General features: G+C 72.3%; 19 protein-coding genes and 3 pseudogenes. 12 read left to right on the top strand and 10 right to left on the bottom strand.

Annotation, left to right across the window (positions count from 1 at the left end):
- The first annotated feature begins 196 nt into the window (after positions 1-196).
- A complete protein-coding gene (locus BIV25_RS32800) occupies positions 197-1,420 on the top strand; it encodes a glycosyltransferase family 39 protein (protein ID WP_177235494.1) in 1,224 nt (407 codons plus the stop codon).
- Between the two features lie 597 nt (positions 1,421-2,017).
- Positions 2,018-2,245 (top strand): hypothetical protein, encoded by a 228-nt coding sequence (locus BIV25_RS51505; RefSeq protein WP_071376119.1) that lies wholly within the window; start codon positions 2,018-2,020, stop codon positions 2,243-2,245.
- Here the strand turns inward: BIV25_RS51505 and BIV25_RS51500 are convergent.
- Positions 2,229-2,831, bottom strand: coding sequence for an MFS transporter (locus tag BIV25_RS51500; protein WP_177235493.1), 603 nt, complete (start codon positions 2,829-2,831; stop codon positions 2,229-2,231). The genes BIV25_RS51505 and BIV25_RS51500 overlap by 17 nt on opposite strands.
- A 205-nt stretch (positions 2,832-3,036) precedes the next feature.
- Positions 3,037-3,351, bottom strand: a complete 315-nt coding sequence (locus BIV25_RS51495) for a hypothetical protein (protein ID WP_071376117.1) — start codon at positions 3,349-3,351, stop codon at positions 3,037-3,039.
- A gap of 321 nt (positions 3,352-3,672) precedes the next feature.
- Between BIV25_RS51495 and BIV25_RS32780 the strand changes: the two genes are divergently transcribed.
- A complete protein-coding gene (locus BIV25_RS32780) occupies positions 3,673-4,503 on the top strand; it encodes a PP2C family protein-serine/threonine phosphatase (RefSeq protein ID WP_071376116.1) in 831 nt (276 codons plus the stop codon).
- A gap of 771 nt (positions 4,504-5,274) precedes the next feature.
- Positions 5,275-6,288: an MASE1 domain-containing protein gene (locus BIV25_RS32775; protein WP_071376115.1), complete on the top strand. Its 1,014-nt coding sequence runs from the start codon at positions 5,275-5,277 to the stop codon at positions 6,286-6,288.
- 72 nt (positions 6,289-6,360) lie between these two features.
- Here the strand turns inward: BIV25_RS32775 and BIV25_RS48005 are convergent.
- Both BIV25_RS48005 and BIV25_RS32765 read right to left on the bottom strand, forming a co-directional pair.
- A pseudogene (locus tag BIV25_RS48005) lies at positions 6,361-7,572 on the bottom strand (RNA polymerase sigma factor); the annotation flags it as partial.
- On the bottom strand, positions 7,569-7,940 hold the full coding sequence (locus BIV25_RS32765; protein WP_071376113.1) for a YciI family protein: 372 nt from the start codon (positions 7,938-7,940) through the stop codon (positions 7,569-7,571). The gene BIV25_RS32765 and the pseudogene BIV25_RS48005, both read right to left, overlap by 4 nt.
- Before the next feature lie 155 nt (positions 7,941-8,095).
- Here BIV25_RS32765 and BIV25_RS32760 point away from each other — a divergent pair, with 155 nt between their 5' ends.
- The 4 genes and pseudogenes from BIV25_RS32760 (at position 8,096) to BIV25_RS32745 (ending at position 11,810) form a co-directional block, all read left to right on the top strand.
- Entirely contained in the window at positions 8,096-8,974 is an 879-nt protein-coding gene (locus BIV25_RS32760; protein ID WP_256256438.1) for an MFS transporter, read from the top strand.
- 52 nt (positions 8,975-9,026) lie between these two features.
- Positions 9,027-9,449: a MarR family winged helix-turn-helix transcriptional regulator gene (locus tag BIV25_RS32755; protein WP_071376112.1), complete on the top strand. Its 423-nt coding sequence runs from the start codon at positions 9,027-9,029 to the stop codon at positions 9,447-9,449.
- A 158-nt stretch (positions 9,450-9,607) separates the two neighbouring features.
- Positions 9,608-11,266 carry an MFS transporter gene (locus BIV25_RS32750; protein WP_371273092.1) on the top strand — a complete coding sequence of 553 codons (1,659 nt, stop codon included), beginning with the start codon at positions 9,608-9,610 and terminating at the stop codon, positions 11,264-11,266.
- Positions 11,242-11,810, top strand: a pseudogene (locus BIV25_RS32745) (cysteine hydrolase family protein). The gene BIV25_RS32750 and the pseudogene BIV25_RS32745 overlap by 25 nt, the downstream one beginning before the upstream one ends.
- Positions 11,811-11,829: 19 nt before the next feature.
- Here BIV25_RS32745 and BIV25_RS32740 read toward each other — a convergent pair.
- The 5 genes from BIV25_RS32740 to mgrA all read right to left on the bottom strand — a co-directional run bounded on the left by BIV25_RS32740 (position 11,830) and on the right by mgrA (position 15,940).
- Positions 11,830-12,459, bottom strand: a complete 630-nt coding sequence (locus BIV25_RS32740) for a DedA family protein (RefSeq protein WP_071376111.1) — start codon at positions 12,457-12,459, stop codon at positions 11,830-11,832.
- Positions 12,460-12,690: 231 nt separating this feature from the next.
- Positions 12,691-13,941: a cation:proton antiporter gene (locus BIV25_RS32735; RefSeq protein WP_071376110.1), complete on the bottom strand. Its 1,251-nt coding sequence runs from the start codon at positions 13,939-13,941 to the stop codon at positions 12,691-12,693.
- A 4-nt stretch (positions 13,942-13,945) separates the two neighbouring features.
- Positions 13,946-14,431 carry a cation:proton antiporter regulatory subunit gene (locus BIV25_RS32730; RefSeq protein ID WP_071376109.1) on the bottom strand — a complete coding sequence of 162 codons (486 nt, stop codon included), beginning with the start codon at positions 14,429-14,431 and terminating at the stop codon, positions 13,946-13,948.
- Between the two features lie 107 nt (positions 14,432-14,538).
- Positions 14,539-14,721 (bottom strand): hypothetical protein, encoded by a 183-nt coding sequence (locus BIV25_RS32725; RefSeq protein WP_071376108.1) that lies wholly within the window; start codon positions 14,719-14,721, stop codon positions 14,539-14,541.
- Between the two features lie 175 nt (positions 14,722-14,896).
- Positions 14,897-15,940: an L-glyceraldehyde 3-phosphate reductase gene (gene mgrA, locus BIV25_RS32720; protein WP_071376107.1), complete on the bottom strand. Its 1,044-nt coding sequence runs from the start codon at positions 15,938-15,940 to the stop codon at positions 14,897-14,899.
- A gap of 285 nt (positions 15,941-16,225) precedes the next feature.
- On the opposite strand from mgrA, the gene BIV25_RS32715 reads away from it, so the two are divergent.
- Together BIV25_RS32715 and pgm are read left to right on the top strand one after the other, a co-directional pair.
- Complete coding sequence (locus tag BIV25_RS32715; RefSeq protein ID WP_071376106.1) at positions 16,226-17,074, top strand: chitosanase; 849 nt, start codon at positions 16,226-16,228, stop codon at positions 17,072-17,074.
- A 211-nt stretch (positions 17,075-17,285) separates the two neighbouring features.
- Positions 17,286-18,926 carry a phosphoglucomutase (alpha-D-glucose-1,6-bisphosphate-dependent) gene (pgm, locus tag BIV25_RS32710; RefSeq protein ID WP_071376105.1) on the top strand — a complete coding sequence of 547 codons (1,641 nt, stop codon included), beginning with the start codon at positions 17,286-17,288 and terminating at the stop codon, positions 18,924-18,926.
- A gap of 49 nt (positions 18,927-18,975) precedes the next feature.
- On the opposite strand, the gene BIV25_RS32705 is transcribed toward pgm, so the two are convergent.
- Positions 18,976-19,893, bottom strand: coding sequence for an SGNH/GDSL hydrolase family protein (locus tag BIV25_RS32705; RefSeq protein ID WP_071376104.1), 918 nt, complete (start codon positions 19,891-19,893; stop codon positions 18,976-18,978).
- Between the two features lie 231 nt (positions 19,894-20,124).
- Between BIV25_RS32705 and BIV25_RS48000 the strand changes: the two are divergent.
- A pseudogene (locus BIV25_RS48000) lies at positions 20,125-20,593 on the top strand (adenosine deaminase); the annotation flags it as partial.
- 319 nt (positions 20,594-20,912) lie between these two features.
- The gene (locus BIV25_RS32690; protein ID WP_071376101.1) at positions 20,913-21,437 is read left to right on the top strand and encodes a hypothetical protein; all 525 of its coding nucleotides are present in this window, start codon (positions 20,913-20,915) and stop codon (positions 21,435-21,437) included.
- Positions 21,438-21,736: the final 299 nt, after the last annotated feature.

Raw genomic sequence — 21,736 nt, 5'->3', positions numbered from 1 at the left:
GCGCTCATATGTTTACCACACGTTGTTTCGTCCCCTCCGGGCGCCTTCGGTCAGTGATCGATCAGTAGCCGGTGAGCGATGGGTTGGGGGATTTTTGCCCGGATTCTGAGAGAAGGGGCAATTTCCTGAATCAGGGTGGAAGTGTGTAAGAAACCCGGGTCGCGGATTGCACGTCTTACCAGGCGTGTTCAAGGTCATGAGCGTGAGTACCTCTTCTGTACCCCGGCCCGAGTCGGCCGCTCCGTCCCCTCCCGCCCGTCTGTCGGCGTTGCCGGCCCTGCCGCGGATCGCGCGGCGCGGAACTCCCGAGGGCGTGCTGCCGGCCCTCGCGCTGTTCGTGGCCGTCCGGTTCGCCGGGGTCCTCACAGTGATCCTCACCAACGCCCTGCGGGGCCATCCACTCGTCAAAACCCTCGCCCACTCCTGGGACTCCCGCTGGTATCTGCACATCGCCGCCCAGGGCTACGGCCACAAGATCTGGATCACCCCGCAGGGTGCCGTCCAGGCCGACTGGGCGTTCTTCCCCCTGTATCCCGGCATGATCAGGGCACTCACCACCGTCCTGCCGCTGACCCCCGGCCAGGCCGCGCTGCTCATCTCCTGGATCTGCGCGGGCGTGGCGGCGTACGGCGTCTACGCCATCGGCCACCTGCTCTACGGGCGCGGCGTCGCCACCGCGCTGGTCGCCCTGTGGGCCGTGATGCCGCACGCCGTCGAGCTGACCATCGCCTACACCGAGTCGCTGTTCGCCGCGCTGGCCATCTGGTCCCTGTACCACGTGCTCAAGCGCAACTGGCTGTGGGCCGGAACGCTGGCCGCGCTCGCGGGCCTGGCCCGGCCCAGCGGCTTCGCGATCGCACTGGCCGTCTCGCTGGCCGCCGCCCATGAGGCATGGCGCCGGCGCGGCCGGGTCCCGGTGAGCCTGTGGGCCGGTGCCGTACTGGCCCCGCTCGGCTGGCTCGGCTACGTGCTGTGGGTGGGCAGCCAGACCGGAAACCTGCTCGGCGGCTACTTCAAGGTCCAGAGTGCCTGGGACTCCAAGTTCGACTTCGGGATCGGCTCGGCCAAGTTCGTCAAGGCGATGCTGCTGTACGGCGGGGGAGTCGTCTACCCGATGGCCCTGGTGATCGTCGCGGCGGGCGTCCTGCTGTTCGCGCTGCTGTGCCTGGAGCGCGCCCCGCTGGCGCTGGTGGTCTTCGCGGGGGTCCTGATCCTGCTCGTCGTCGGCGGATCCGGCTCCTTCTCCTCCAAGCCGCGGTTCCTGCTGCCGGCCTTCCCGCTGCTCATCCCCATGGCCCGGGCCCTGACACGGACCTGGCGGGTCCGCCCCGCCCACGCGGTACTCGTCTACGGCTCCCTCACCGTCGTGTCCCTGCTGTTCGGCGCCTTCCTGACGGCGGTGGCCCACTCCCCGCTGTGATCCACCGCCGGACGCCCGCCGCGCCCGCGCCCGCGCCCGCGCCGACGCCGGACCCGCACTCCGCGGTCAGCGCGGCGAGCGTGGGCGTGAGCGGCGGGGGGCTGGGATTTGTGTGTGGGGGGGGCGGTGGCTCGCGCTGTGCGGTGAGTCAGCGGCCACCGCGTGTTGGTCGTGCCGGCCGTCGCGCGGGTCGCTGGTCTCGGTCGTCGGGTGCGGTCGTCACGGTCGGCGTGGCGAGTGCGAGCGTCATCTGCGGGGTGGTCGGCTTTTCGGCGGCGGTGTGTTCGTCCGCGCTCTGTGTCACCGGCCACCTCGTGTTGGTCGTGTCTGGCGTCACGCGGGTTGCTGGTTCCGTCTGTCGCGTGCGCGATGGCCCACGCGGGTTGTCGGTCCCGCCCGGCGCGTACGGACACGGTCGGTACGACGAGTGTGGGTGCCGTCAGCAGCGCGCTGACCCGGACCGGGGTGCAGTAGCCGAGCCCGCTGTCGATCGCCGTCCCGCACAGGACCGGACCGGGGGCGGCGCCGACGTTCAGTGCCGACGTCGGGAGGGCTGCCCCGAGGGACGGGACGTCCGCGGCGTCGTACAGTGCCCGGGTGATCGGCGTCGAACCGACGCCGAATGCCGGCAGCCCCAGCAACGGGGCGAGCGGCACGGTCGTCGTCGTGCCCGGCGGCCAGGGCCGGCAGCACCCAGCCGACGAGCGGCGCGGCCCCGCCCGCCCGCAGCACCGGCAATGGCCGCCGGTCCCGAAGAGCGCGAGTACGCCCGGCATCCGCCCGGCACCGAGGCCGGTCACCTCCGTGGTCAGCGGCGCGAGGTAGGTGAAGGTACAGAAGGTGGCGCCGTTGACCAGCGCGCCGGGACCCAGGTCGGCAGCAGGCGGGGCCGGCGCAGCGCCCCCAGCTCCGCGCGGGCCCCGTTGCCCGGCGGCTCCGGCCCGCTCCAGCCGCCGCCCGGCACCGACCGGGCGATCGCGGCGAGTGCCGGCGCGGACAGCAGGGCGACCGCCGGGAATGCGGAACACCGGCCCGGCAGCCGGCCGAGCGCGGCACCGGAGGGCACGCCCACCACGCAGGCGAGCGCGGTCCCGCCGAGCAGGATCGCGGTGGCCCGTCCCTTGGTGTCGGGTGTGACCGTCCCGGTCACGGCGGTCAGCCCGACGGCCAGGAAACCGACGTCGGCCAGGGCCGCGACCACACGAGCGAGCAGAGACACGCCCAGGAACACCAGCAGGGTCTGCCGTGTCGGGCGGTGTCGGCCGAGCAGCGCCGTCAGCGGCGCCCCCACGGTCATGCCGACGGCTGAGGCGGACGTGAGTGTGCCCGCCGCGGGGACGGAGACGCCGAGGTCGCGGGCGCTGTCCGGCACCTGGCCGGACAGCAGGGAGTCGGACACGTGCCGGTGCACGACGGGTGAGTGCAGTCGAGAGTCGAGATCGGGCATCCAGCCGGGCGCGCAGGTCATCGCATGCGGAACGGCGATCCGGTAAGGGCGTACGCCTCATGGCCCCGGCGCCCGGATGCCTCGGGACTGGACACGGGCGGCACGCCGGCGCCCGGGCGCGGAACGCGTGCCACCCGTTTTCGGTGTGTGGTGCCGGCGTCGGTGCCGCTCAGCGCGGATCGAACACGATGCTGGCGAAGCGTGCGCCACTGGGCGCCGACTTACCGGGGGCGAGCCGGGTCGCCGTCCCCTTGCAGTTCTTCTGCGTGTAGACGACCAGGGGCTTCTTCGTGGCGTTGCGGGCGCCGCGGGCCTCCTGGGCCATGCTCAGACACTTGCGCGCCGGCGGGTTGTCGAGGGCGTACAGCTTGCTCTTGGGGCCGATCCACAGGAACGTGCTGTCCGCGGCGAGCGCGGAGCCGGTGGTGGTCAGGGCGAGAGCGAGTCCGCCGAGGACGGCGACGAGCGGACGGCACAGGCGCATGATGGAGTCCCTCCGTGGGGGCGAGATCAGGGTGGAACAGGGGCGGGGCGGGGAACGTGAGAAGGGGGCAGCCGGAGAGCCGGGGAGCGTGACAGGCGGGGCGGCCCCGGGCCGCAGCCGTAATCTCCCACTCCGGTCCGGCGCGCCCGAGGCCCCGACACGGGCACATCCATCGACCGGGGGACGGTGCGGATCCATGCGTTGACCCGCACCACAGGCTCTGTCCGAGAGCATGATCATGAGATATCGGTAAAATCTAGGCGTTTGCCGAAAATTCAGGCGGTCGGCCTTCGAGGGCCACCGCATCGCCGGAAGTGATCGATGCCCCGCAAGCGCTCCATGGACGAAGGCGACGAGCTGTTGGCCCGACTCGGCTCGCTCACCGCCCAGGCACGCGAGCGCGCGGAGCTGCAACGCAGCCAGGTCGAGCTGGCCATCGCCCTCCAGCGCGGCATGCTCCCGCGGGACCTGCCCGCCGCCCCAGGCCTGCATCTCGCCGTGCGCTACACACCGGCCAACCTCGGTCTCAACGTCGGCGGCGACTGGTACGACGCCTTCGCCCTGCCCGACGGCCGGATCGGGCTGTCCATCGGGGACGTGCAAGGGCACAACATCGAGGCCGCCGCGTTCATGGGCCAGGTGCGGGCCGGACTGCGCGCCCTGGCCTCCGTCACCAGCGACCCGGGTGAGCTCCTCGCCCGCACCAACGAACTGCTGCTGTCCCTGGGCAGCGACCTCTTCGCCACCTGCACCTTCATGCGCCTCGACCTCACCACCGGCGTGCTGGAGAGCGCACGCGCCGGCCACATTCCCTTCGTGTGGGCCACGGCGGACGGCAAGTCCGGCGTCGTCGACGACGAGGGAGGTCCGCCGCTCGGCATCGAGACGGGCATGGAGTACCCGGTGACCCGGCACCGGCTGACCACGGGCGGCGTCTTCGTCCTGGTCACCGACGGCGTGGTGGAGGGTCCGTCGCTGACCATCGAGGACGGGCTCGACCAGGTCGTCCGCCTCGCCGGCATCGCCGCCGTCGCGAGCCTGGAGGCACACGCGCTGGCCGCCGCCGTGATCAAGGGCGCCGAGAGCGTCGGCCACGAGGACGACGCCGCCGTCCTCGTCGTCGGCCTGGACGGCCCCTGCGTCCACATGTGACTGCCGCCCCCGCCCCGACCGGCCCTTGCCCCCCATGCTGCGGGTCGTCTCGACTGGCTCTCGCTGGTCTTCCGCTGCGGATCGTCTCGACCGGCCCTCGCCCGCCCTCCGCCGCGGTGGCCCCGATCGGCCCTCGCCGGTCCTCCGCCTCGGTCGTCTCGACCGGTCTCGCCCGCCCTCCGCCGCGGTCGGCCCGGGCGGACCCTGCCCCGTCCGTACGGTGTCGACCTCGGCCCCGGCGGTCCCGCTTCCGGCCGCGGCGAGCCGCCGGCTGGAGCGACGTCCCGGGCGCGGCGCCGTGTCCTCCCAACACGCCGCCCAGGCCTCCCGGTTGCTCCCGCGCACCGCCCCCGATGCCTCGAACGCCGCCCGTGGCGTGCCGTCGGCGAGGTGAGCGGCCCCCGGTTCGGGCGCCAGCGAGTACGGCTCGTGCCTGCCTGGCTTGGCTTGGCTTGGCCGTACGGTCCGGTCGTCCGCCGGGGCGGCTCTCGCCGGGCCATGCCCGCTCGCCGTCGCCCGGGACGGAGTTCGCCTCCGCCCGCCGCCCCGCCCAGGCCTCGCCTGCCTCCCACCACCGCCACCGCCCTGTGCCCGGCTGCACTCGTGCGCGGTTCGTCGTGCCGGTCCAGCTGCACGCGGCCCTGCCATCCGGTCGGCCGCCGGGGCACCGGCCCGTGCCGCCGTCGGGGGGTCGGTGCGCTTAGGCCATCGGGCTGGACGGCGGGGGCTCTCGCCTCGCAGAGGCAGGGGCGGCGGTGTGAGATTGCTGGTGTGGTGGGTAACGAGGTTCAGCGCCGGCGGGTCGGCCATGCCGTCCAGGTACTGGCCGTCGCGGCCTGCTACTTCGGTGCCGGCCGGCTCGGACTCGTGCGTGAGCTGGTCGTCGAGGGCGCCGTCGTCACCCCCATCTATCCGGCCAGCGGCGTCGCCGTCGCCGCCCTGCTGATCCTCGGGATGCGCTGCTGGCCCGGCATCACGATCGGTGCCCTCTTCGTCGTCATGTCGGTCACCACGCCCCGCCTCGACGTACTGGGCACCCTCGCCGGCCAGACCGGTGCGCCGGTGTGCGCGGCGCTGCTGCTGCGCCGCGCCCGTTTCCACACCGATCTCAGCCGGCTGCGGGACGGACTCGCCCTGGTGTTCCTCGGGGCGCTCGGCGCCATGCTGATCAGCTCGACCGTGGGCGTCGGGCTCCTCGTCGTCACGGACCGGCTGGACGCGTCGAGCTTCCCGCCGGTCTGGCTGGCCTGGTGGGTGGGCGACGCGATGGGTGTCCTCATCGTCACCCCGCTGCTGCTGTTGCTGCACGGTGCCCGCTGGCCGCCGCCGCTGGCCCGCTGGAAGGAGGCGGTCGCGCTGACCGTCGTCGCCTGCGTTCTGGTGCCGGTCTCCGTCTACAGCTCGCTCAGCCTGCTCTTCCTCGTCTACCCGCTGCTGATCTGGGCCGCCCTGCGCTTCCAGCTCGTGGGCAGCGCGCTGTGCGCGTTGCTGACCTCCGTGCTGGCCACCGTCGCCGCGACGGACGACGTCGGCGCCTTCACCGGGCTGAGCCGTATCGAGGTCATGGCGAAACTCCAGGCGTTCAACGGCTCGATGGCCCTGACCGCGCTGCTGCTGTCCGCCGTGATCACCGAGCAGCACAACACCCGCCGGTCGGTGGAGAAGGCCTGCCAGGAGCTGGTCGAGGTTCTCGAACACCTCACCGCGGGCGAGGCCCCGCCGCGTCTGCCGCCCTCGAAGGGCGACGGGCGGGGGGAGAAGCCGCAGCGGCCGGGATCCCCTTGAGGACCCGAGCCCGCCTCCGGCCGGCTCTGTCGCTCGGCACCGGTCCGGCCGTTCACGGCGCCGGGGGTGCGGGCGGGCGGCGATGTCGTTCGCCCGGGACTCCAGATAGCGCTGCTCGGCGAGGCTCGCCGTGGCCTTCGCGGCGCGGCGGTAGTGCTCGTACGCCCGGGCCGTGTCGCCGGTCCGCTCCAGCAGATGCGCCCGTACGGACAGCAGCCGGTGATGCCCGGCCATCCGCCCGTCGCCGTCCAGGCCGGACAGCAGGTCCAGCCCGGCCCGAGGTCCCTCGGTCTCGGCGAGCGCGATCGCGCGGTTCAGGGTGACCATCGGGTTGGGCGCGATTCGCTCCAGGATCAGATACAGGGCGTGCACCTGCGCCCAGTCGGTTTCCTCGGCGGTGCTCGCGTCGGCGTGCGTGGCGGCGATCGCGGCCTGGAGCTGGTACGGGCCCAGGTCCAGTGCGGCCAGCGCCGCCTTCACCAGGTCCAGGCCCTCATCGATCAGCGCGCCGTCCCACCACTCGCGGTCCTGTTCGGCCAGCGGTACCAGGTCGCCGGCCGGTGTCGTCCGTGCCTCGCGGCGGGCGTGAGTGAGCAGCATCAGCGCGAGCAGCCCGGTCACCTCGCCGTCCTCGGGCAGTTGCGCGTGCACCGCCCTGGTCAGCCGGATCGCCTCGCGGGCGAGGTCGGCGCGGATCAGCTCGGCGCCCGAGGAAGCGGTGTAGCCCTCGTTGAAGATCAGGTAGAGCACGTGCAGCACGACCCGCAGCCGCTCCTCGCGCTCCGCGCCCTCGGGCAGGGCGAACGAGCTGCCGGCGGCACGGATGCGCTGCTTGGCCCGGCTGATCCGGGCCGCCATCGTGGCCTCCGGCACCAGGAACGCGCGCGCGATCTCGGCCGTGGCCAGGCCGCCCACCGCGCGCAGCGTCAGCGCGGTCTGGGAGGCCGCGGTCAGGGCCGGATGACAGCACAGGAACAGCAGGACGAGCGTGTCGTCGGTGTCCGGCACGTCCGCGGGGGCCGCCTCGGCGGCCAGCGCCGACTCCCGCTCGCGGCGCGCGTGGTCGCTGCGCAGCTGGTCGACGAGCCGCCGGGACGCGACCGTCGTCAGCCAGCCGCGCGGGTTGTCCGGCACTCCCTCGGCCGGCCACTGCACGGAGGCGGCGAGGACGGCCTCCTGTACGGCGTCCTCGCAGCCCTCGAACCGGCCGTAGCGGCGCACCAGCGCGCCGAGGACCCCCGGGGTGAGGTCACGGAGCAGGTCCTCGACGGCCGGTGCTGTCATGCCTCCAATTGTCCCTCGGCGAACATCACCTGACGCACCTCGACGCCCAGACCCGCGATCCGGGTGTCCGGGATCCGCGCCGCCAGCTCGATCGCCCGCTCCTTGTCCTCGCAGTCGATCAGGTAGAAGCCGCCCAGGAACTCCTTGGCCTCCAGGAAGGGCCCGTCGGTCACCACCGGCCGGCCGTCCCGCACGGACACCACGACGGCCTGCGACGGGTCGACCAGGGCCTGTGTGGTGAGCAGTTCGCCGGACTCCTTCAGCTCCTCGATGAACGCGCCGTGGCCCGCGCCGATGGCCGCCTTCTCCTCGTCGGTCAGCGCGTCCAGCACGGCCGGGTTGATGTGCAGGCTGATCAGGAACTTCATCGCGTACTCCTCGTGCTCCTCGTCGTGGAGAGCCCCAGCCGGGGCCCTTCGCCCCGTTGGTCGGAGCCGCCGTCGGCTTCTTGACATCCCGCGCCCGAAGATTCCCACGAGTTCACCGCCGTGACGGAGATTTCCCCCCGCACTCGCTGGTGTCCGTGCTGCTGCTGTTCCACGGCATCAAGCAGCTGAGTCTCCAGGGTGCGCCGGCTGCCGCGGCGGCGGCCCTCGTCGGGGGAGCCGTCGTCGGAGCGCTGTTCGTCCGCCGTCAACTGCGCCTGCCGGTGCCGCTGTTGGACCTGCGGCTGCTGCGCAGCCGGCCCTTCACGGCCGTCCTCGTCGCGCTGGTCCTCGCCGGTGTCGCGATGGCCGGTACCGGTCTGGTGGTGACCCAGTACCTGCAGAGCGTGCTGGGACACTCGCCGCTCGCGTCGGCGGTGCTGTTCGCGCCCATGGGGCTGGGCGTGGCGGCCGGCACCCTGACCGCGCCCCTGCTCGCCCGGCGGATGCGGCACACGACCGCGATCGCGGGCGGGCTCGCGGCATCGGCGGTGGGGAGTCTGCTGCTGACCGGCGTCCACGGGGCGCTCACCCTGCCGCTGCTGATGACCGGGATCGCCGTCCTGGCCCTCGGCACCGGCCCGCTGTTCGCGCTCGGCACCGGACTGGTGCTCGGGTCCGTACCGCCGGAGCGGGCCGGCTCGGCGGCGTCGATGTCGGAGACCGGCAACTACTTCGGCGGCTCGCTCGGCTTCGCACTGCTCGGTGTGCTGGCCGACGTGGTCTACCGCGACCGCACCCACGGCACCTCCGACTCACTGGCCGACGCGGTCGCGGCGAGCCGGCGTCTTCCGGCCGGCCGGGGAGCGGAACTGCTGCACACCGCGCGGGAGGCGTTCACCGCGAGCCTGCACACCGTCGGTGTCGTCTTCGCCGTCGTCTTCGCCGCTCTCGCCCTACTGACCCTCACCCTGCGCCCAGCATCCCGCCCCGCCCCGACGACGACTTCCCGCGAGCAGGTGCCGGCCGCCCGGTGAATTACTTACGCTTGGTTGAACAGTTCAGACTGATAAACCTATCGTAAGCAGCATGGATACGATTGCACTCGCCGTCGGGCTCCGGCTGGCCATGGGCCGCACCGTCCGGCGGCTGCGGCAGGCGCACGCGGTCGGGGACGTGTCGCTGTCAGGGGTCTCGGTGCTCGCCCGGCTCGCCCGGACCGGTCCGGACTCGCCGGGCTCGCTCGCCGAGTCGGAGCGGGTCCGGCCGCAGGCCATGGCGGCCACCCTCACGGGGCTCGAACAGCGCGGGCTCGTCAGCCGTGCGCCCGACACCGCGGACGGGCGCCGGGCGATCGTCTCCCTCACCGACGAGGGCCGGACCATGCTGGAGCAGCGCCGCTCCGAGTCCGTGACCCGGCTCGCCCACGCCCTGGACGAGTTCACCCCGCACGAACGGCAGGCACTCCAGGACGTGCTGCCCCTGCTCGACCGACTGGCGGAACGACTGTGAGCGGCGCGCGGCCCGCGGCGGCGGGCGCACCCGGCGACGGCGGCGGCATACGCGGGCGGCTGCTCGCGCGCTCCGCGCGGCTGCGGGACACACCCCCGGGCCCCGGCTACAAGTGGGTGGCCCTCTCCAACACCACGCTCGGCGTGCTGATCGCCACGATGGACGCCTCCATCGTGATCATCTCGCTGCCGGCGATCTTCCGCGGGATCGGGCTCGACCCGCTCGCGGCCGGGAACATCGGCTATCTGCTGTGGATGATCCTCGGCTACCTGCTGGTCTCGGCCGTCCTGGTCGTCGTCCTCGGCCGGCTCGGCGACATGTTCGGCCGGGTCCGCATCTACAACCTCGGCTTCCTGGTCTTCGCGTGCGCCTCCGTCGCGCTGTCCCTCGACCCGTTCCGGGCCGGCGCGGGCGCGCTGTGGCTCATCCTGTGGCGCATCGTGCAGGCCTTCGGCGGGTCCATGCTCACCGCCAACTCGGCCGCGATCCTCACCGACGCCTTCCCGGCCCGGCAGCGCGGCATGGCCCTCGGCGTCAACCAGATCACCGCGCTCGCCGGGCAGTTCCTCGGTCTCCTCGCCGGCGGACTGCTGGCCGCGGTCGACTGGCGGGCGGTGTTCTGGGTGAGCGTCCCGGTCAGCATCACCGGCACGATCTGGTCGTATCTGAGCCTGCGCGAGACCTCCGTCGGCGGCCGCGGCCGGGTCGACTGGCTCGGCAACATCACCTTCGCCTGCGGCGCCGGCATCCTGCTCGCCGGCATCACCTACGGCATCCAGCCCTACGGCGGCCACTCCACCGGCTGGACCAACCCCTGGGTCCTGAGCGGCCTGTTGGGCGGCCTGTTCCTGCTGCTGGTCTTCGGCTTCGTCGAGACCCGCGTCCCCGAGCCGATGTTCCGGCTGTCCCTGTTCAAGGTGCGGGCGTTCGCCGCGGGCAACCTGGCCGCCCTGCTGACCGCCATCGCCCGCGGCGGACTCCAGTTCATGCTGATCATCTGGCTCCAGGGCATCTGGCTGCCGTTGCACGGCTACGACTTCGAGGACACCCCGCTGTGGGCCGGCATCTTCATGCTCCCGCTGACCCTCGGCTTCCTGATCGCCGGGCCGGTCTCCGGCTACCTGTCCGACCGGTTCGGCGCCCGGCTGTTCTCCACCGCCGGGCTGCTCCTCGTCGCCGCGTCCTTCCTCGGCCTGCTCACCCTGCCGGTGAACTTCGACTACGGCCTCTTCGCGGCGCTGCTGTTCCTCAACGGCCTGGGCCAGGGCATGTTCTCCGCGCCCAACACCTCCTCCATCATGGGCAGCGTGCCGGCCCGCTACCGGGGCGTGGCCTCCGGGATGCGCTCGACCTTCCAGAACTCGGGCACGGCCCTGTCCATCGGCGTCTTCTTCTCGCTCATGGTGTCCGGGCTCGCCGGCACCCTGCCGAGGACGCTCGCCGCCGGGCTGCAGGCCCACGGCGTCCCCGCCGGCACCGCCCACGAGGTGGCCTCGCTGCCGCCGGTCAGCACCCTGTTCGCCACCTTCCTGGGCAACAACCCCATCGGCCATCTGCTCGGCTCCGGCGGCACCCTGGACCAGCTGACCGCGGCCCAGCGCGCCACCCTGACCGGCCACACCTTCTTCCCGGAGCTGGTCTCCGGGCCCTTCCACCACGGCCTGACCATCGTCTTCGGCGTCGCCGCCGGCATGGCCCTGGTCTCCGCGCTCGCCTCCGCGCTGCGCGGCGGCCACGAGCGTGCCGACGACGACAGCCCGAAACCCGGGCACGACACGAAAGGACAGCCCTCGTGCCGCACAGCGCGCTCCTCGTGATGGACGTCCAGCGCTCCGTCGTCGACCGTTTCGACACCTCCGGTGACCATCTCGGCCGCCTCGGCGAGGCCGTCGCCGCCGCCGCGCGGCCGGGCTGCCGGTGATCCACGTGGTGGTCGGCTTCCGGCCCGGCCACCCCGAAGTCAGCCCGCGCAACAACTCGTTCGGCGCCGTCGCCGCATCCGGCCGGTTCGCCACCGGCGACCGCGGCGCCGAGATCCACCCGGACGTCGCACCGCGCCCCGAGGACGTCGTCGTCACCAAGCGCCGGGTGAGCGCGTTCGCGGGCAGCGACCTCGACCTGGTCCTCCGGTCGGGCGGCATCGAGCATCTGGTGCTCACCGGCATCGCCACCAGCGGCGTCGTCCTGTCCACGGTGCGTCAGGCCGCCGACCTCGACTTCCGCCTCACCGTCCTCGACGACGCCTGCCTCGACGCGGACCCGGAGGTCCACCGCGTCCTCACGGAGAAGGTCTTCCCCCGCCAGGCGGACGTGCTGTCCGTGGCGGACTGGACCAAGTCCCTTGCGGTGAACGGTAGTTGACGCATCGACACGTCGTTCGCTACGCCGACCTCGCGCGCCGTCTCCGTACGACATGGCGTACGACGAGGGCCGCGAGGACGACGGCGGCGGCGATCACGACGTAGAGCAGATAGCGGTTGACCTCGGCGTAGATGGTGGTGATGTGACTGCCCGCCAGGTAGGCCAGGGTCGTCCACAGGCCCACCCACAGCGCCGCGCCCAGCGCGTTGAAGGCGAGGAAGCGCGGCCAGGGCATGCCGGTGGTGCCCGCGATGATGCCGTTGGCCTGGCGCAGCCCCTCGATGAACCGGGCCACGGTCACGATCTTGCCGCCGTGCCGGGCGAAGAACTCCTCGGCGGCCGCGAACCGCTCCGGCGTCAGGAAGACGTACTTCCCCCACCGGTGCACGAACGCCCGCCCGCCGAAATGGCCGATCAGATAGCCGATGTTGTCCCCGACGAGGGCGGCGGCGAAGGCGATGAGGGCCACCGCCACGACGTTCAGCCGTCCCGCGCCCGCGTACACCCCCGCCGCGAGCAGGATCGTCTCACCGGGCGCGGGCACCCCGAAGTCCTCGACCAGGACCACCGCCCCGACCGCCCAGTAGCCGTAGTGTTCCAGCAGCGGCGCCAGATGGGCCAGCGGGCCCGGGAGCGGAGGGGCGGACATGACACCACGGTACGTCCGCCGGGCGGCGACGGGTCAGGGGCGAGCGGCCATGTCCTCGTCCCGTGCGGTCGCGGTCGCGTCTCCTGTGACGGGGCGTGGTGCCTCGCGGGGTGGTGTGGATTCGGATCGTGGGCTGGTCAGTCGGCGGGCGAGCGGTTCGGTGTAGCGGGCGGTCAGCGGGTCGAGGGGGACGAGGTTGAGCGTGTATGCCGTGGCCTGGGTGGTGATGGGTCAGGGGCGAGCGGCCGTGTCCTCGTCCCGTGCGGTCGCGGTCGCGTCTCCTGTGACGGGGCGTGGTGCCTCGCGGGGTGGTGTGGATTCGGATCGTGGGCTGGTCAGTCGGCGGGCAAGCGGTTCGGTGTAGCGGGCGGTCAGCGGGCCGAGGACGACGAGGATCAGCACGTACGCCGTGGCCAGTGGGCCGAGGTCGGAGTCGATCCCGGCGGTGACGGCGAGACCGGCGATGACGACGGAGAACTCGCCGCGCGCGACCAGCGTGCCGCCCGCCCGCCAGCGGCCCTTGGCCGAGATACCCGCACGCCGGGCCGCCCAGTAACCCGTCGCGATCTTGGTGAACGTGGTGACCACGGCCAGCGCGAGCGCGGGCAGCAGTACCGGCGGGATGCTCGCCGGGTCCGTGTGCAGACCGAAGAAGACGAAGAACACCGCCGCGAACAGGTCCCGCAGCGGCGCGAGCAGGTGGTGGGCGCCCTCGGCGACCTCGCCGGACAGGGCGATGCCGACGAGGAACGCGCCGACGGCCGCCGAAACCTGGAGCTGCTGCGCCACACCGGCGACCAGCAGCGTCAGGCCGAGCACCACGAGCAGCAGCTTCTCCGGGTCGTCGGTGGAGACGAAGCGGGAGATGTGCCGCCCGAAACGCACCGCCACCAGCAGGACCAGGCCGGCCACGCCGAGCGCGATGCCCAGGGTGAGGCTGCCGGCGGCGAAGCCGGTGCCGGCCAGCAGCGCCGTGACGACCGGCAGATAGACCGCCATGGACAGGTCCTCCAGCACCAGGATGCTGAGGATCACCGGGGTCTCCCGGTTGCCGATCCGGCCGAGGTCGCCGAGGACCTTGGCGATGACGCCGGAGGACGAGATCCAGGTGATGCCGGCCAGGACGACGGCGGCGATCGGACCCCAGCCCAGCAGCAGGGCCGCCGCGGCGCCGGGCAGGGCGTTGAGGGCCATGTCGACGAGGCCGGCCGGGTACTGGGTCTTGAGGTTGGAGACCAGGTCGCTGGCCGTGTACTCCAGGCCCAGCATGAGCAGCAGCAGGATCACGCCGATCTCGGCGCCGATCGCCACGAACTCCTCGCTGGCGCCGAGCGGCAGCAGTCCGCCCTCGCCGAAGGCCAGCCCGGCCAGCAGGTACAGGGGTATCGGGGAGAACCGCAGGCGGGCGGCGAGCCGGCCGAGCAGACCGAGGCCCAGGATGATGGCGCCGAACTCGATCAGGAAGACCGCGGAGGAGTGCACGCGCTCACTCCCGCCCGAGTATCGCGGCGGCCGCGTCGGCGCCCTCGCGGGTACCGATCACGATCAGCGTGTCCCCGCCGGCCAGCCGGAAGTCGGGTCCGGGGGAGGGGATGGCCTCGGCGCGGCGCAGTACGGCCACGATCGACACACCGGTCTCGGTGCGCATCCGGGTGTCGCCGAGCAGCCGGCCGTTCCAGTACGAGACGGAGGGCAGCTCGATCCGCTCGGCCACCAGGCCCAGCTCCGTCGTGGACAGCAGGTTCGGGCTGCGGTGGGCCGGCGTGAGGGTGCCGGCCAGCGCCTCCGCTTCCTGGCCCGTGAGGTGGACCGACAGCGCACAGGCGTCGGGGTCGTCGCCCTGGTACGCGCTCAGCGTTCTCGACCCGTCCCGGTGGGCCACCACCGACAACCCGCGGTGTTCGCGGGTGGTCAGGTCGTACCGGACGCCGATGCCCGGCAACGGCGTCCTCCTCGTGCGTGCGGCGCCCATGGCCCCCCTGCTAATTTGAAGGTTTCTTGGTGAAACCATTACCGGAACCTTACCCCGGCCGCGCGGGACGGCCGAGCGGACCCGGGTCGGGCAGGGGGTGGGGGGCGTTACGCGCCGCGGTGCGAGGGGGTCTCGTCGTCCTCGGTGACGAGCTGGCAGGCGTGGCACAGCTCGTGCTCGCCGTCACGGCTGACGACGGTTCCCCAGCCGAGGCAGACCTCGCAGTCGCGGGCGAGACCCAGGTCGGGGCGGGGAGGCAGGAGGGGGCTGCGGTGGGCTCCGTGGACCATGAGCTGTGCGGCTCCTCGGAAGTCGCGGGGGAGGGGTGACGGTGTTGCCGTGAGTGGTGACAACGCTGTCAGGCCGCTTCCAGTATGTCCGAGTTATCCAGCCTGTCTGTGACGTACGTCACACATCGGCTCGCCGAGTGCGCCCCCACCGCACCTCACCCCGGGGTGCGTCGGGTCAGCCGAGGTTGCCGAGCCGGGCCTCCCGCCACAGGTCCACGCCGCTGTCGGTCGCGTACGTGTCGATCTCGGCCAGCTCCTCGGCGCTGAAGTCCAGGTTCTCCAGGGCCGCCACGTTCTGCTCCAGTTGCTCGGTCCGCGAGGCGCCGATCACGAGCGACGTCACCCGCTCGTCCCGCAGCGCCCATGCCAGCGCCAGTTGGGCGAGGGTCTGGCCGCGCCGGGCCGCGATGTCGTTCAGCGACCGCAGCCGGTCCAGCATGTCGTCCGTCAGCCAGGACGTGTCGAACGACGTGCCCTGCGCGGCCCGCGAGTCCCGCGGCACGCCATCGAGGTAACGGCCCGTCAGCAGCCCCTGGGCGAGCGCCGTGAAGCCGATGACCCCGAAGCCCTCCTCCTCGGCGGTGTCCAGCAGCCCGTCGGTCTCGATCCAGCGGTTGACCATGCTGTACGACGGCTGGTGGATCAGCAGCGGGGTGCCCAGCTCGCGCAGGACCGCGGCCGCCTGCCGGGTGCGCTCGGCGTCGTAGGAGGAGATGCCCACGTAGAGGGCCTTGCCCTGGCGGACGGCGGTGTCGAGCGCGCCCATCGTCTCCTCCAACGGCGTGGAGGCGTCCAGCCGATGGGAGTAGAAGATGTCCACGTAGTCCACGCCCGTCCGCCGCAGCGACTGGTCCAGCGAGGCGAGCACGTACTTGCGCGAGCCGCCGCCCTGCCCGTAGGGGCCGGGCCACATGTCCCAGCCGGCCTTGGTGGAGATCACCAGCTCGTCCCGGTACGGCGCGAGGTCCCGCTTCAGCAGCCGGCCGAAGTTCTCCTCGGCGGCGCCGTACGGCGGGCCGTAGTTGTTGGCCAGGTCGTGGTGGGTGATCCCGAGATCGAAGGCGCGCAACGCGATCTCGCGCTGGGTCTCGAAGGGGCGGTCGTCGCCGAAGTTGTGCCAGTAGCCGAGCGACAGGACCGGCAGGTCCAGTCCCGAGCGGCCGGTGCGCCGGTAGCGCATGGTGCCGTCGTAGCGGGCGGGGTCCGCGACGTGGGTCATCGGGTCTCTCCGGGTGGTGCCGTAGGGGGTGCCGCTCCGGGGGCGGAGGGGGCAGGTCCACCCTCGCTTCCGCGTGCCGCACACGTCCAACCGCCGTACCGGATGGGATTGAGTGATTCCGTTTCTGAATCGGGCGCGGCCGGTCTGCCGCGTCGCTCACGATTGTCCGATCCTACGAACTTCGCGCGAGTCGGGTTACCCGGCCGCCTCTCCTCTGATAGGAAACTTTCCTATCAGTAGCGGTATGGACCAACTCCCCACCCCCCGCCTCGACTTGGAGTCCCTGTGGTGCACGCAGACCGCGAATCATCCCCCGCCACCGTCTCACGCCGCACTCTCGTCGCCGTGCTCGGCGCCGCCGTCGCCTCCGGTGCCCTGATCGGCACCGAGCGCGCGAGCGCGGCCCCCTCGGCCCGGGCGGCCGGAGCGGGCCTCGACGATCCGGCGAAGAAGGAGATCGCCATGGAACTCGTGTCGAGCGCGGAGAACTCCTCGCTCGACTGGAAGGCCCAGTACAAGTACATCGAGGACATCGGCGACGGCCGCGGCTACACCGCCGGCATCATCGGCTTCTGTTCCGGCACCGGCGACATGCTCGACCTCGTCCAGCTCTACGCCGACCGCAAGTCCGGCAACGTCCTCGCCAAATACCTGCCCGCCCTGCGCAAGGTCAACGGCAGCGACTCGCACGCCGGCCTCGACCCGAACTACCCCAGGGACTGGCGTACGGCGGCCAAGGACACCGTCTTCCAGCAGTGCCAGAACGACGAGCGCGACCGCGTCTACTTCAACCCCGCGGTCTCGCAGGGCAAGACGGACGGCCTGCGCGCGCTCGGCCAGTTCTGCTACTACGACGCCATCGTCATGCACGGCGACGGCGGCGACCCCACCAGCTTCAGCAACATCCGCAAGCGCGCGCTGCGCAGCGCCAAGCCGCCGGCGCAGGGCGGCGACGAGACGACGTACCTCAACGCCTTCCTCGACGCCCGGGTGTGGGCCATGAAGCAGGAGGAGGCGCACAGCGACACCAGCCGTGTCGACACCGAGCAGCGGGTCTTCCTGCGCAAGGGCAACCTCGACCTGAACACCCCGCTCGACTGGAAGACGTACGGGGACAGTTACCACATCGGCTGACACCGCATCGGCCGGCAGGCCGTCGGACGCGGCTCCCGGGACGCCGGGGCGCGGCCCGGCGGCCTGCCGCGCCGCTCCCGGGCGAGGAGCGGCGGAGCGCGGAGCACGAGGCGGGGCGTACTCGCGGGCCAGGACCCTGACGAGGAAGGATGGGCGGCGAGCGATCGATCACACCGGCATCGATCACACCGACGCGGAGGAATAAGGACTCATGCCGCACGAGCGAGCGGGCCGGCCGGCCGAGCCCGAGGACCTGGTCGACGTGGCCCGGCTGGTCACGGCGTACTACGCGCTCCACCCGGATCCGGCCGACCCGGGACAGCGGGTCGCGTTCGGCACCTCCGGGCACCGGGGCTCGTCCCTGGCGAGCGCCTTCAACGAGGACCACATCGCGGCCACGAGCCAGGCCATCTGCGAGTACCGCGCGGAGCAGGGCACCGACGGCCCGCTCTTCCTGGGGGCCGACACCCACGCCCTGTCGGAGCCCGCGAAGGTCACCGCGCTGGAGGTGTTCGCGGCCAACGACGTGAGCGTCCTGATCGACAGCGCCGACGGCTACACGCCCACCCCGGCCGTCTCGCACGCCATCCTCACCCACAACCGCGGCCGCGCCTCCGGTCTCGCCGACGGCGTCGTGGTCACCCCCTCGCACAACCCGCCCGCCGACGGCGGCTTCAAGTACAACCCGCCGAGCGGCGGCCCGGCCGCCTCCGACGCCACCTCCTGGATCCAGGACCGCGCCAACCAGATCATCACCGGCGGCCTGAAGGACGTGCGTCGGCTGCCGTACGCCCGTGCGCTCGCCGCCGGGACGACCGGGCGGTACGACTTCCTCGGCGCCTACGTCGGCGATCTGCCGAGCGTGCTCGACCTGGTCGCGATCCGCGCGGCCGGCGTGCGCATCGGCGCCGACCCGCTCGGCGGCGCCTCCGTCGCCTACTGGGGCCGCATCGCCGAAGCACACCGCATCGACCTGACCGTGGTCAACCCGCACACCGACCCCACCTGGCGGTTCATGACACTGGACTGGGACGGCCGGATCCGCATGGACTGCTCCTCGCCCTACGCCATGGCCTCCCTCATCGAGCAGCGCGACCGCTTCCGTATCGCCACCGGCAACGACGCCGACGCCGACCGGCACGGCATCGTCACCCCGGACGCGGGCCTGATGAACCCCAACCACTACCTCGCGGTCGCCATCGACTACCTCTACCGGCACCGCGAGCACTGGCCCGCCGAGGCGGGCGTCGGAAAGACGCTTGTCTCCTCCACGATGATCGACAAGGTCGCCGCCGACCTCGGCCGGCCGCTCGTCGAAGTCCCGGTCGGCTTCAAGTGGTTCGTGGACGGACTGGCCGGCGGCTCCCTCGGGTTCGGCGGCGAGGAGTCGGCCGGCGCGTCCTTCCTGCGCCGCGACGGCTCGGTGTGGACCACCGACAAGGACGGCATCATCCTCGCCCTGCTCGCCTCCGAGATCACGGCCGTCACGGACCGGACGCCGTCGGAGCACTACGCGGGCCTGACCGCCCGCTTCGGCACCCCCGCCTACGCTCGCATCGACGCGCCCGCGACCCGCGAACAGAAGGCGCTGCTGGGCACGTTGTCCCCGGCCCAGGTCACCGCCGACACACTCGCCGGCGAGCCGGTCACGGCCGTGCTCACCGAGGCGCCCGGCAACGGCGCCGCGATCGGCGGGATCAAGGTCACCACGGACAACGCCTGGTTCGCGGCCCGCCCTTCGGGCACCGAGGACGTCTACAAGGTCTACGCCGAGTCCTTCCTCGGCCCCGAGCACCTCGCACGGGTCCAGGAGGAGGCCAAGGCCGTGGTGCGCGGCGCGCTGGGCGGCTGACCGCCGAGCGGCGGCCTCCGCCTGCGCGGGCGCGGAGGCCGCCGTGACCTCAGCCGCGCCCGCGGTGCCGGTCCAGCCGGTTCGACACCGCTTGGGCCATGGCCTGTTCGCCCCTGGCGTTGGGGTGGGCCGGGGCCGCGGGCGCGGCGGGCCGCAGCGGCTCGATCCAGCGGTCCGCGGGCGACTTGCACATGTCGTGACCGACCGTGGGGCCGTAGGTGTCCACGTACGCGGCCCGGTTGACCGCCGCCACCAGCCGCAGCATCAGGTTCAGGCGCTTCTCGGTGTCCCGGAGATAGACGAAGTCACCCTGGGCGAAGGGGACTTGGGGGAAGCAACCGATGCCGTCGTCGGGCAGCAGGTCCGGGTAGCCGACGACGATCACGCGCGCGTGCGGCGCCCGGGCGTGCACGGCCCGCAGCACCCGGGCGACCTTCGGCGCGGTCTGCGCGATCGCGAGCGTCAATCGGTCGTAACCGGCGGCCTCGTAGGAGCGCTCGCAGGGGTTGCCCGCCGGGTCCTGGGCGGCGAGCCGTGCGCAGGTCTCGATGATGGGGCCGAATCCGACGTCGTTGCCGCCGATCTGGAGCGTCACGAGGTCCGTGTCCCGCCGCACCGCGTCGAGCTGGGGCCCGTTCGTGCCCTGCGCCTGCCACATCTCGGCGGTCGTCGCCCCGGCGCAGCTGACGTCCGTGAAGGTGCTCGTCTTGCGTCCCGCGGCCACCAGCGAGGGGTAATTGTGGTCGGAGCGGGCACAGTTGGCGTCCACCTGGGCCGGTATGCCGGGGCCCGAGGTGTAGGAGTCGCCGAGCGCCACGTAGTCGGTGCCGTGGCCGGGGCTGCCGGGGTGCGCGGCGGCCGGGACGGCCGAGGCGGCGACGAGGGCGCAGCCGCCCAGTGCCGCCCCGAGTACCGCGGCCCGCCGCCGGCCTCTCGTACCGTCCGCGGGGTGTGTGGTTCTCGCCATGGTTCCTCCCCCTGAGTTCGACCGGTTCTGTATACCGTCCGGTAGGTGGCGCCGACCAGAAGCAGGAATGAACGAGTTCATGCGGGACGTGTCACTCGCTCGGGTACGAGTGGCCGGGGACCGACGTACGGTGGTCACCCACCCGTGATCACGCCGGTGTGAAGCCGAACCGCCGAAGTGCCCCGCGCCGCCGTGCCGTTCCGGCCGCGCTCGGCACCCTCAGTGTGCCGGGAGGACGACTGGCGGCGCACCGCCCGCACGATGGCGCAGCGCCGGATCGCCGTCGAGGTGCCCTTCTCCAGCAACGCCCAGATCCTCGGCGTGAAGGGCGCCGACCACCCCTTCACCACCTACCTGCGCTACGGCGTCCCCGTCGTCCTGTCCACCGACGACCGGGGTGGACCGCATCGACATCACCCACGAGTACGAGTACGCCGCCGAGACCTACGGCCTCGGCTACCCCGAGCTGAAGGACCTGGTCCGCGCCTCGCTGGAGTACGCCTTCCTGTCCGGCGCGAGCCTCTGGCAGGGCAACCCCACCGCCCGGGGCTTCCACCCGGTGCCGGTCTGCCGCGGTGAGCGCCCCGGCCTGCCCGTGCGCGGCGCGGGATGCCGGAAGTTCCTCGCGGGCAGCGCCAAGGCGCAGCTCGAATGGCGCCAGGAGGCGGCCTTCGACACCTTTGAGCGGGCTCACGGCTGACGGCAGCACGCTGCCTGACAACACCCAGACAAATCAAGGCAGTTGACCGAGAAGCGGCTCACCGTGGAACCGGTGGGCCGCGTTCCGTCGGCGGGCATCCGTCGTCTCTGCGCCAATGTCCCCCGGAGTGCTCCCGGCCCCGGGGCGGCTGTCGGCTCCCCGTGTCCACTCGCTCCGGCGTGCAGGGATGCGGCATGCGCGATGTCGTCACATGGGCTACGCAACTCCTTCACATGGCCATCACTTTCGGCCGGGCGGAGCCCGGGGTAGTGACGGCGGGGCAGACGGTGCACCGAGTGCGTGCCTAGCCTCCCGGGCCATGCGATCACCTCTGCCGAGACGCCTCGGTCTCACCGCCGTCCTCGCCTTCGTCCTCGCCCTCTTCGGGTTCGCCCCCGGCGCCGGTGCCGATACGGCGCCGGCCGCGCTCACCTTCACCGCCGACAGCGCCACCACCACTCCGGGCGGCACGGTGAAGCTGTCGATGACGCTCACGAACAACAAGACCTACGACGTCCTGTTCGTGTACCAGACCATCGACCCGACCTGGCTGACCACGCAGCGTCCCGACCTGAAGTACAGCTTCACCGGGTGCAGCCTGGCCACCGCCACCGGTGGCACCGCGTGTTCCGGCACCGGACCGAACAACCTCGGCGCCGACTACGGCGCCACCATCCCGCCCGGCCAGAGCCGCACCGTCACGCTGACCCTCCAGGTCGCCGCCGACTCCGGCTGCAACGGCAACATCGGCTTCTACTCGTACTACTACGCCGAGTTCAGCGACGGCGCCAACACCAGCGGCGGGCCGGTCTACACGCCCGGGACCCGCGTGCTGTGCGCCTGACGGACCTCCCGGTTCCGCGCCGCGGGTGACCGGAACCGACTCGGCGCGAAACGCCCCGCACGCCGCCCACGGCACTCACCTCGCCCGGCGGACCACCACGGTCCGCCGGGCGTCGTGCTGGGCCGGACCAGCGGCCGGAGCCCTCCGGGCGGCGCGAGCCTCCCTGGGTCGGGACGGGAAAGCGGCATTCCGGGTTGCCTCCAACCGCCCTTCAATACCTGCACTTTTTCGTCAGGTTTCGTAACTCCACCACAAAAGCTACACACGGCCATCACCATGTGACGCGACGGATGCGGCGA

The organism is Streptomyces sp. MUSC 14 (genome assembly GCF_001866675.1).
GTDB lineage: Bacteria > Actinomycetota > Actinomycetes > Streptomycetales > Streptomycetaceae > Streptomyces.
This window is presented reverse-complemented; position numbering and strand designations above follow the sequence as displayed.

Excerpts from the sequence above, each read along its gene's own strand:
- pgm (WP_071376105.1), top strand. The coding sequence starts at position 17,286 with ATGCCGCACGAGCGAGCGGGCCGGCCGGCCGAGCCCGAGGACCTGGTC.
- BIV25_RS32730 (WP_071376109.1), bottom strand. The coding sequence starts at position 14,431 with ATGGGCGCCGCACGCACGAGGAGGACGCCGTTGCCGGGCATCGGCGTC.
- BIV25_RS32705 (WP_071376104.1), bottom strand. The coding sequence starts at position 19,893 with ATGGCGAGAACCACACACCCCGCGGACGGTACGAGAGGCCGGCGGCGG.
- BIV25_RS32690 (WP_071376101.1), top strand. The coding sequence starts at position 20,913 with ATGCGATCACCTCTGCCGAGACGCCTCGGTCTCACCGCCGTCCTCGCC.
- BIV25_RS32780 (WP_071376116.1), top strand. The coding sequence starts at position 3,673 with ATGCCCCGCAAGCGCTCCATGGACGAAGGCGACGAGCTGTTGGCCCGA.
- BIV25_RS32740 (WP_071376111.1), bottom strand. The coding sequence starts at position 12,459 with ATGTCCGCCCCTCCGCTCCCGGGCCCGCTGGCCCATCTGGCGCCGCTG.
- BIV25_RS32765 (WP_071376113.1), bottom strand. The coding sequence starts at position 7,940 with ATGAAGTTCCTGATCAGCCTGCACATCAACCCGGCCGTGCTGGACGCG.
- BIV25_RS32755 (WP_071376112.1), top strand. The coding sequence starts at position 9,027 with ATGGATACGATTGCACTCGCCGTCGGGCTCCGGCTGGCCATGGGCCGC.
- BIV25_RS51495 (WP_071376117.1), bottom strand. The coding sequence starts at position 3,351 with ATGCGCCTGTGCCGTCCGCTCGTCGCCGTCCTCGGCGGACTCGCTCTC.
- BIV25_RS32800 (WP_177235494.1), top strand. The coding sequence starts at position 197 with ATGAGCGTGAGTACCTCTTCTGTACCCCGGCCCGAGTCGGCCGCTCCG.
- mgrA (WP_071376107.1), bottom strand. The coding sequence starts at position 15,940 with ATGACCCACGTCGCGGACCCCGCCCGCTACGACGGCACCATGCGCTAC.
- BIV25_RS32725 (WP_071376108.1), bottom strand. The coding sequence starts at position 14,721 with ATGGTCCACGGAGCCCACCGCAGCCCCCTCCTGCCTCCCCGCCCCGAC.
- BIV25_RS32750 (WP_371273092.1), top strand. The coding sequence starts at position 9,608 with ATGGACGCCTCCATCGTGATCATCTCGCTGCCGGCGATCTTCCGCGGG.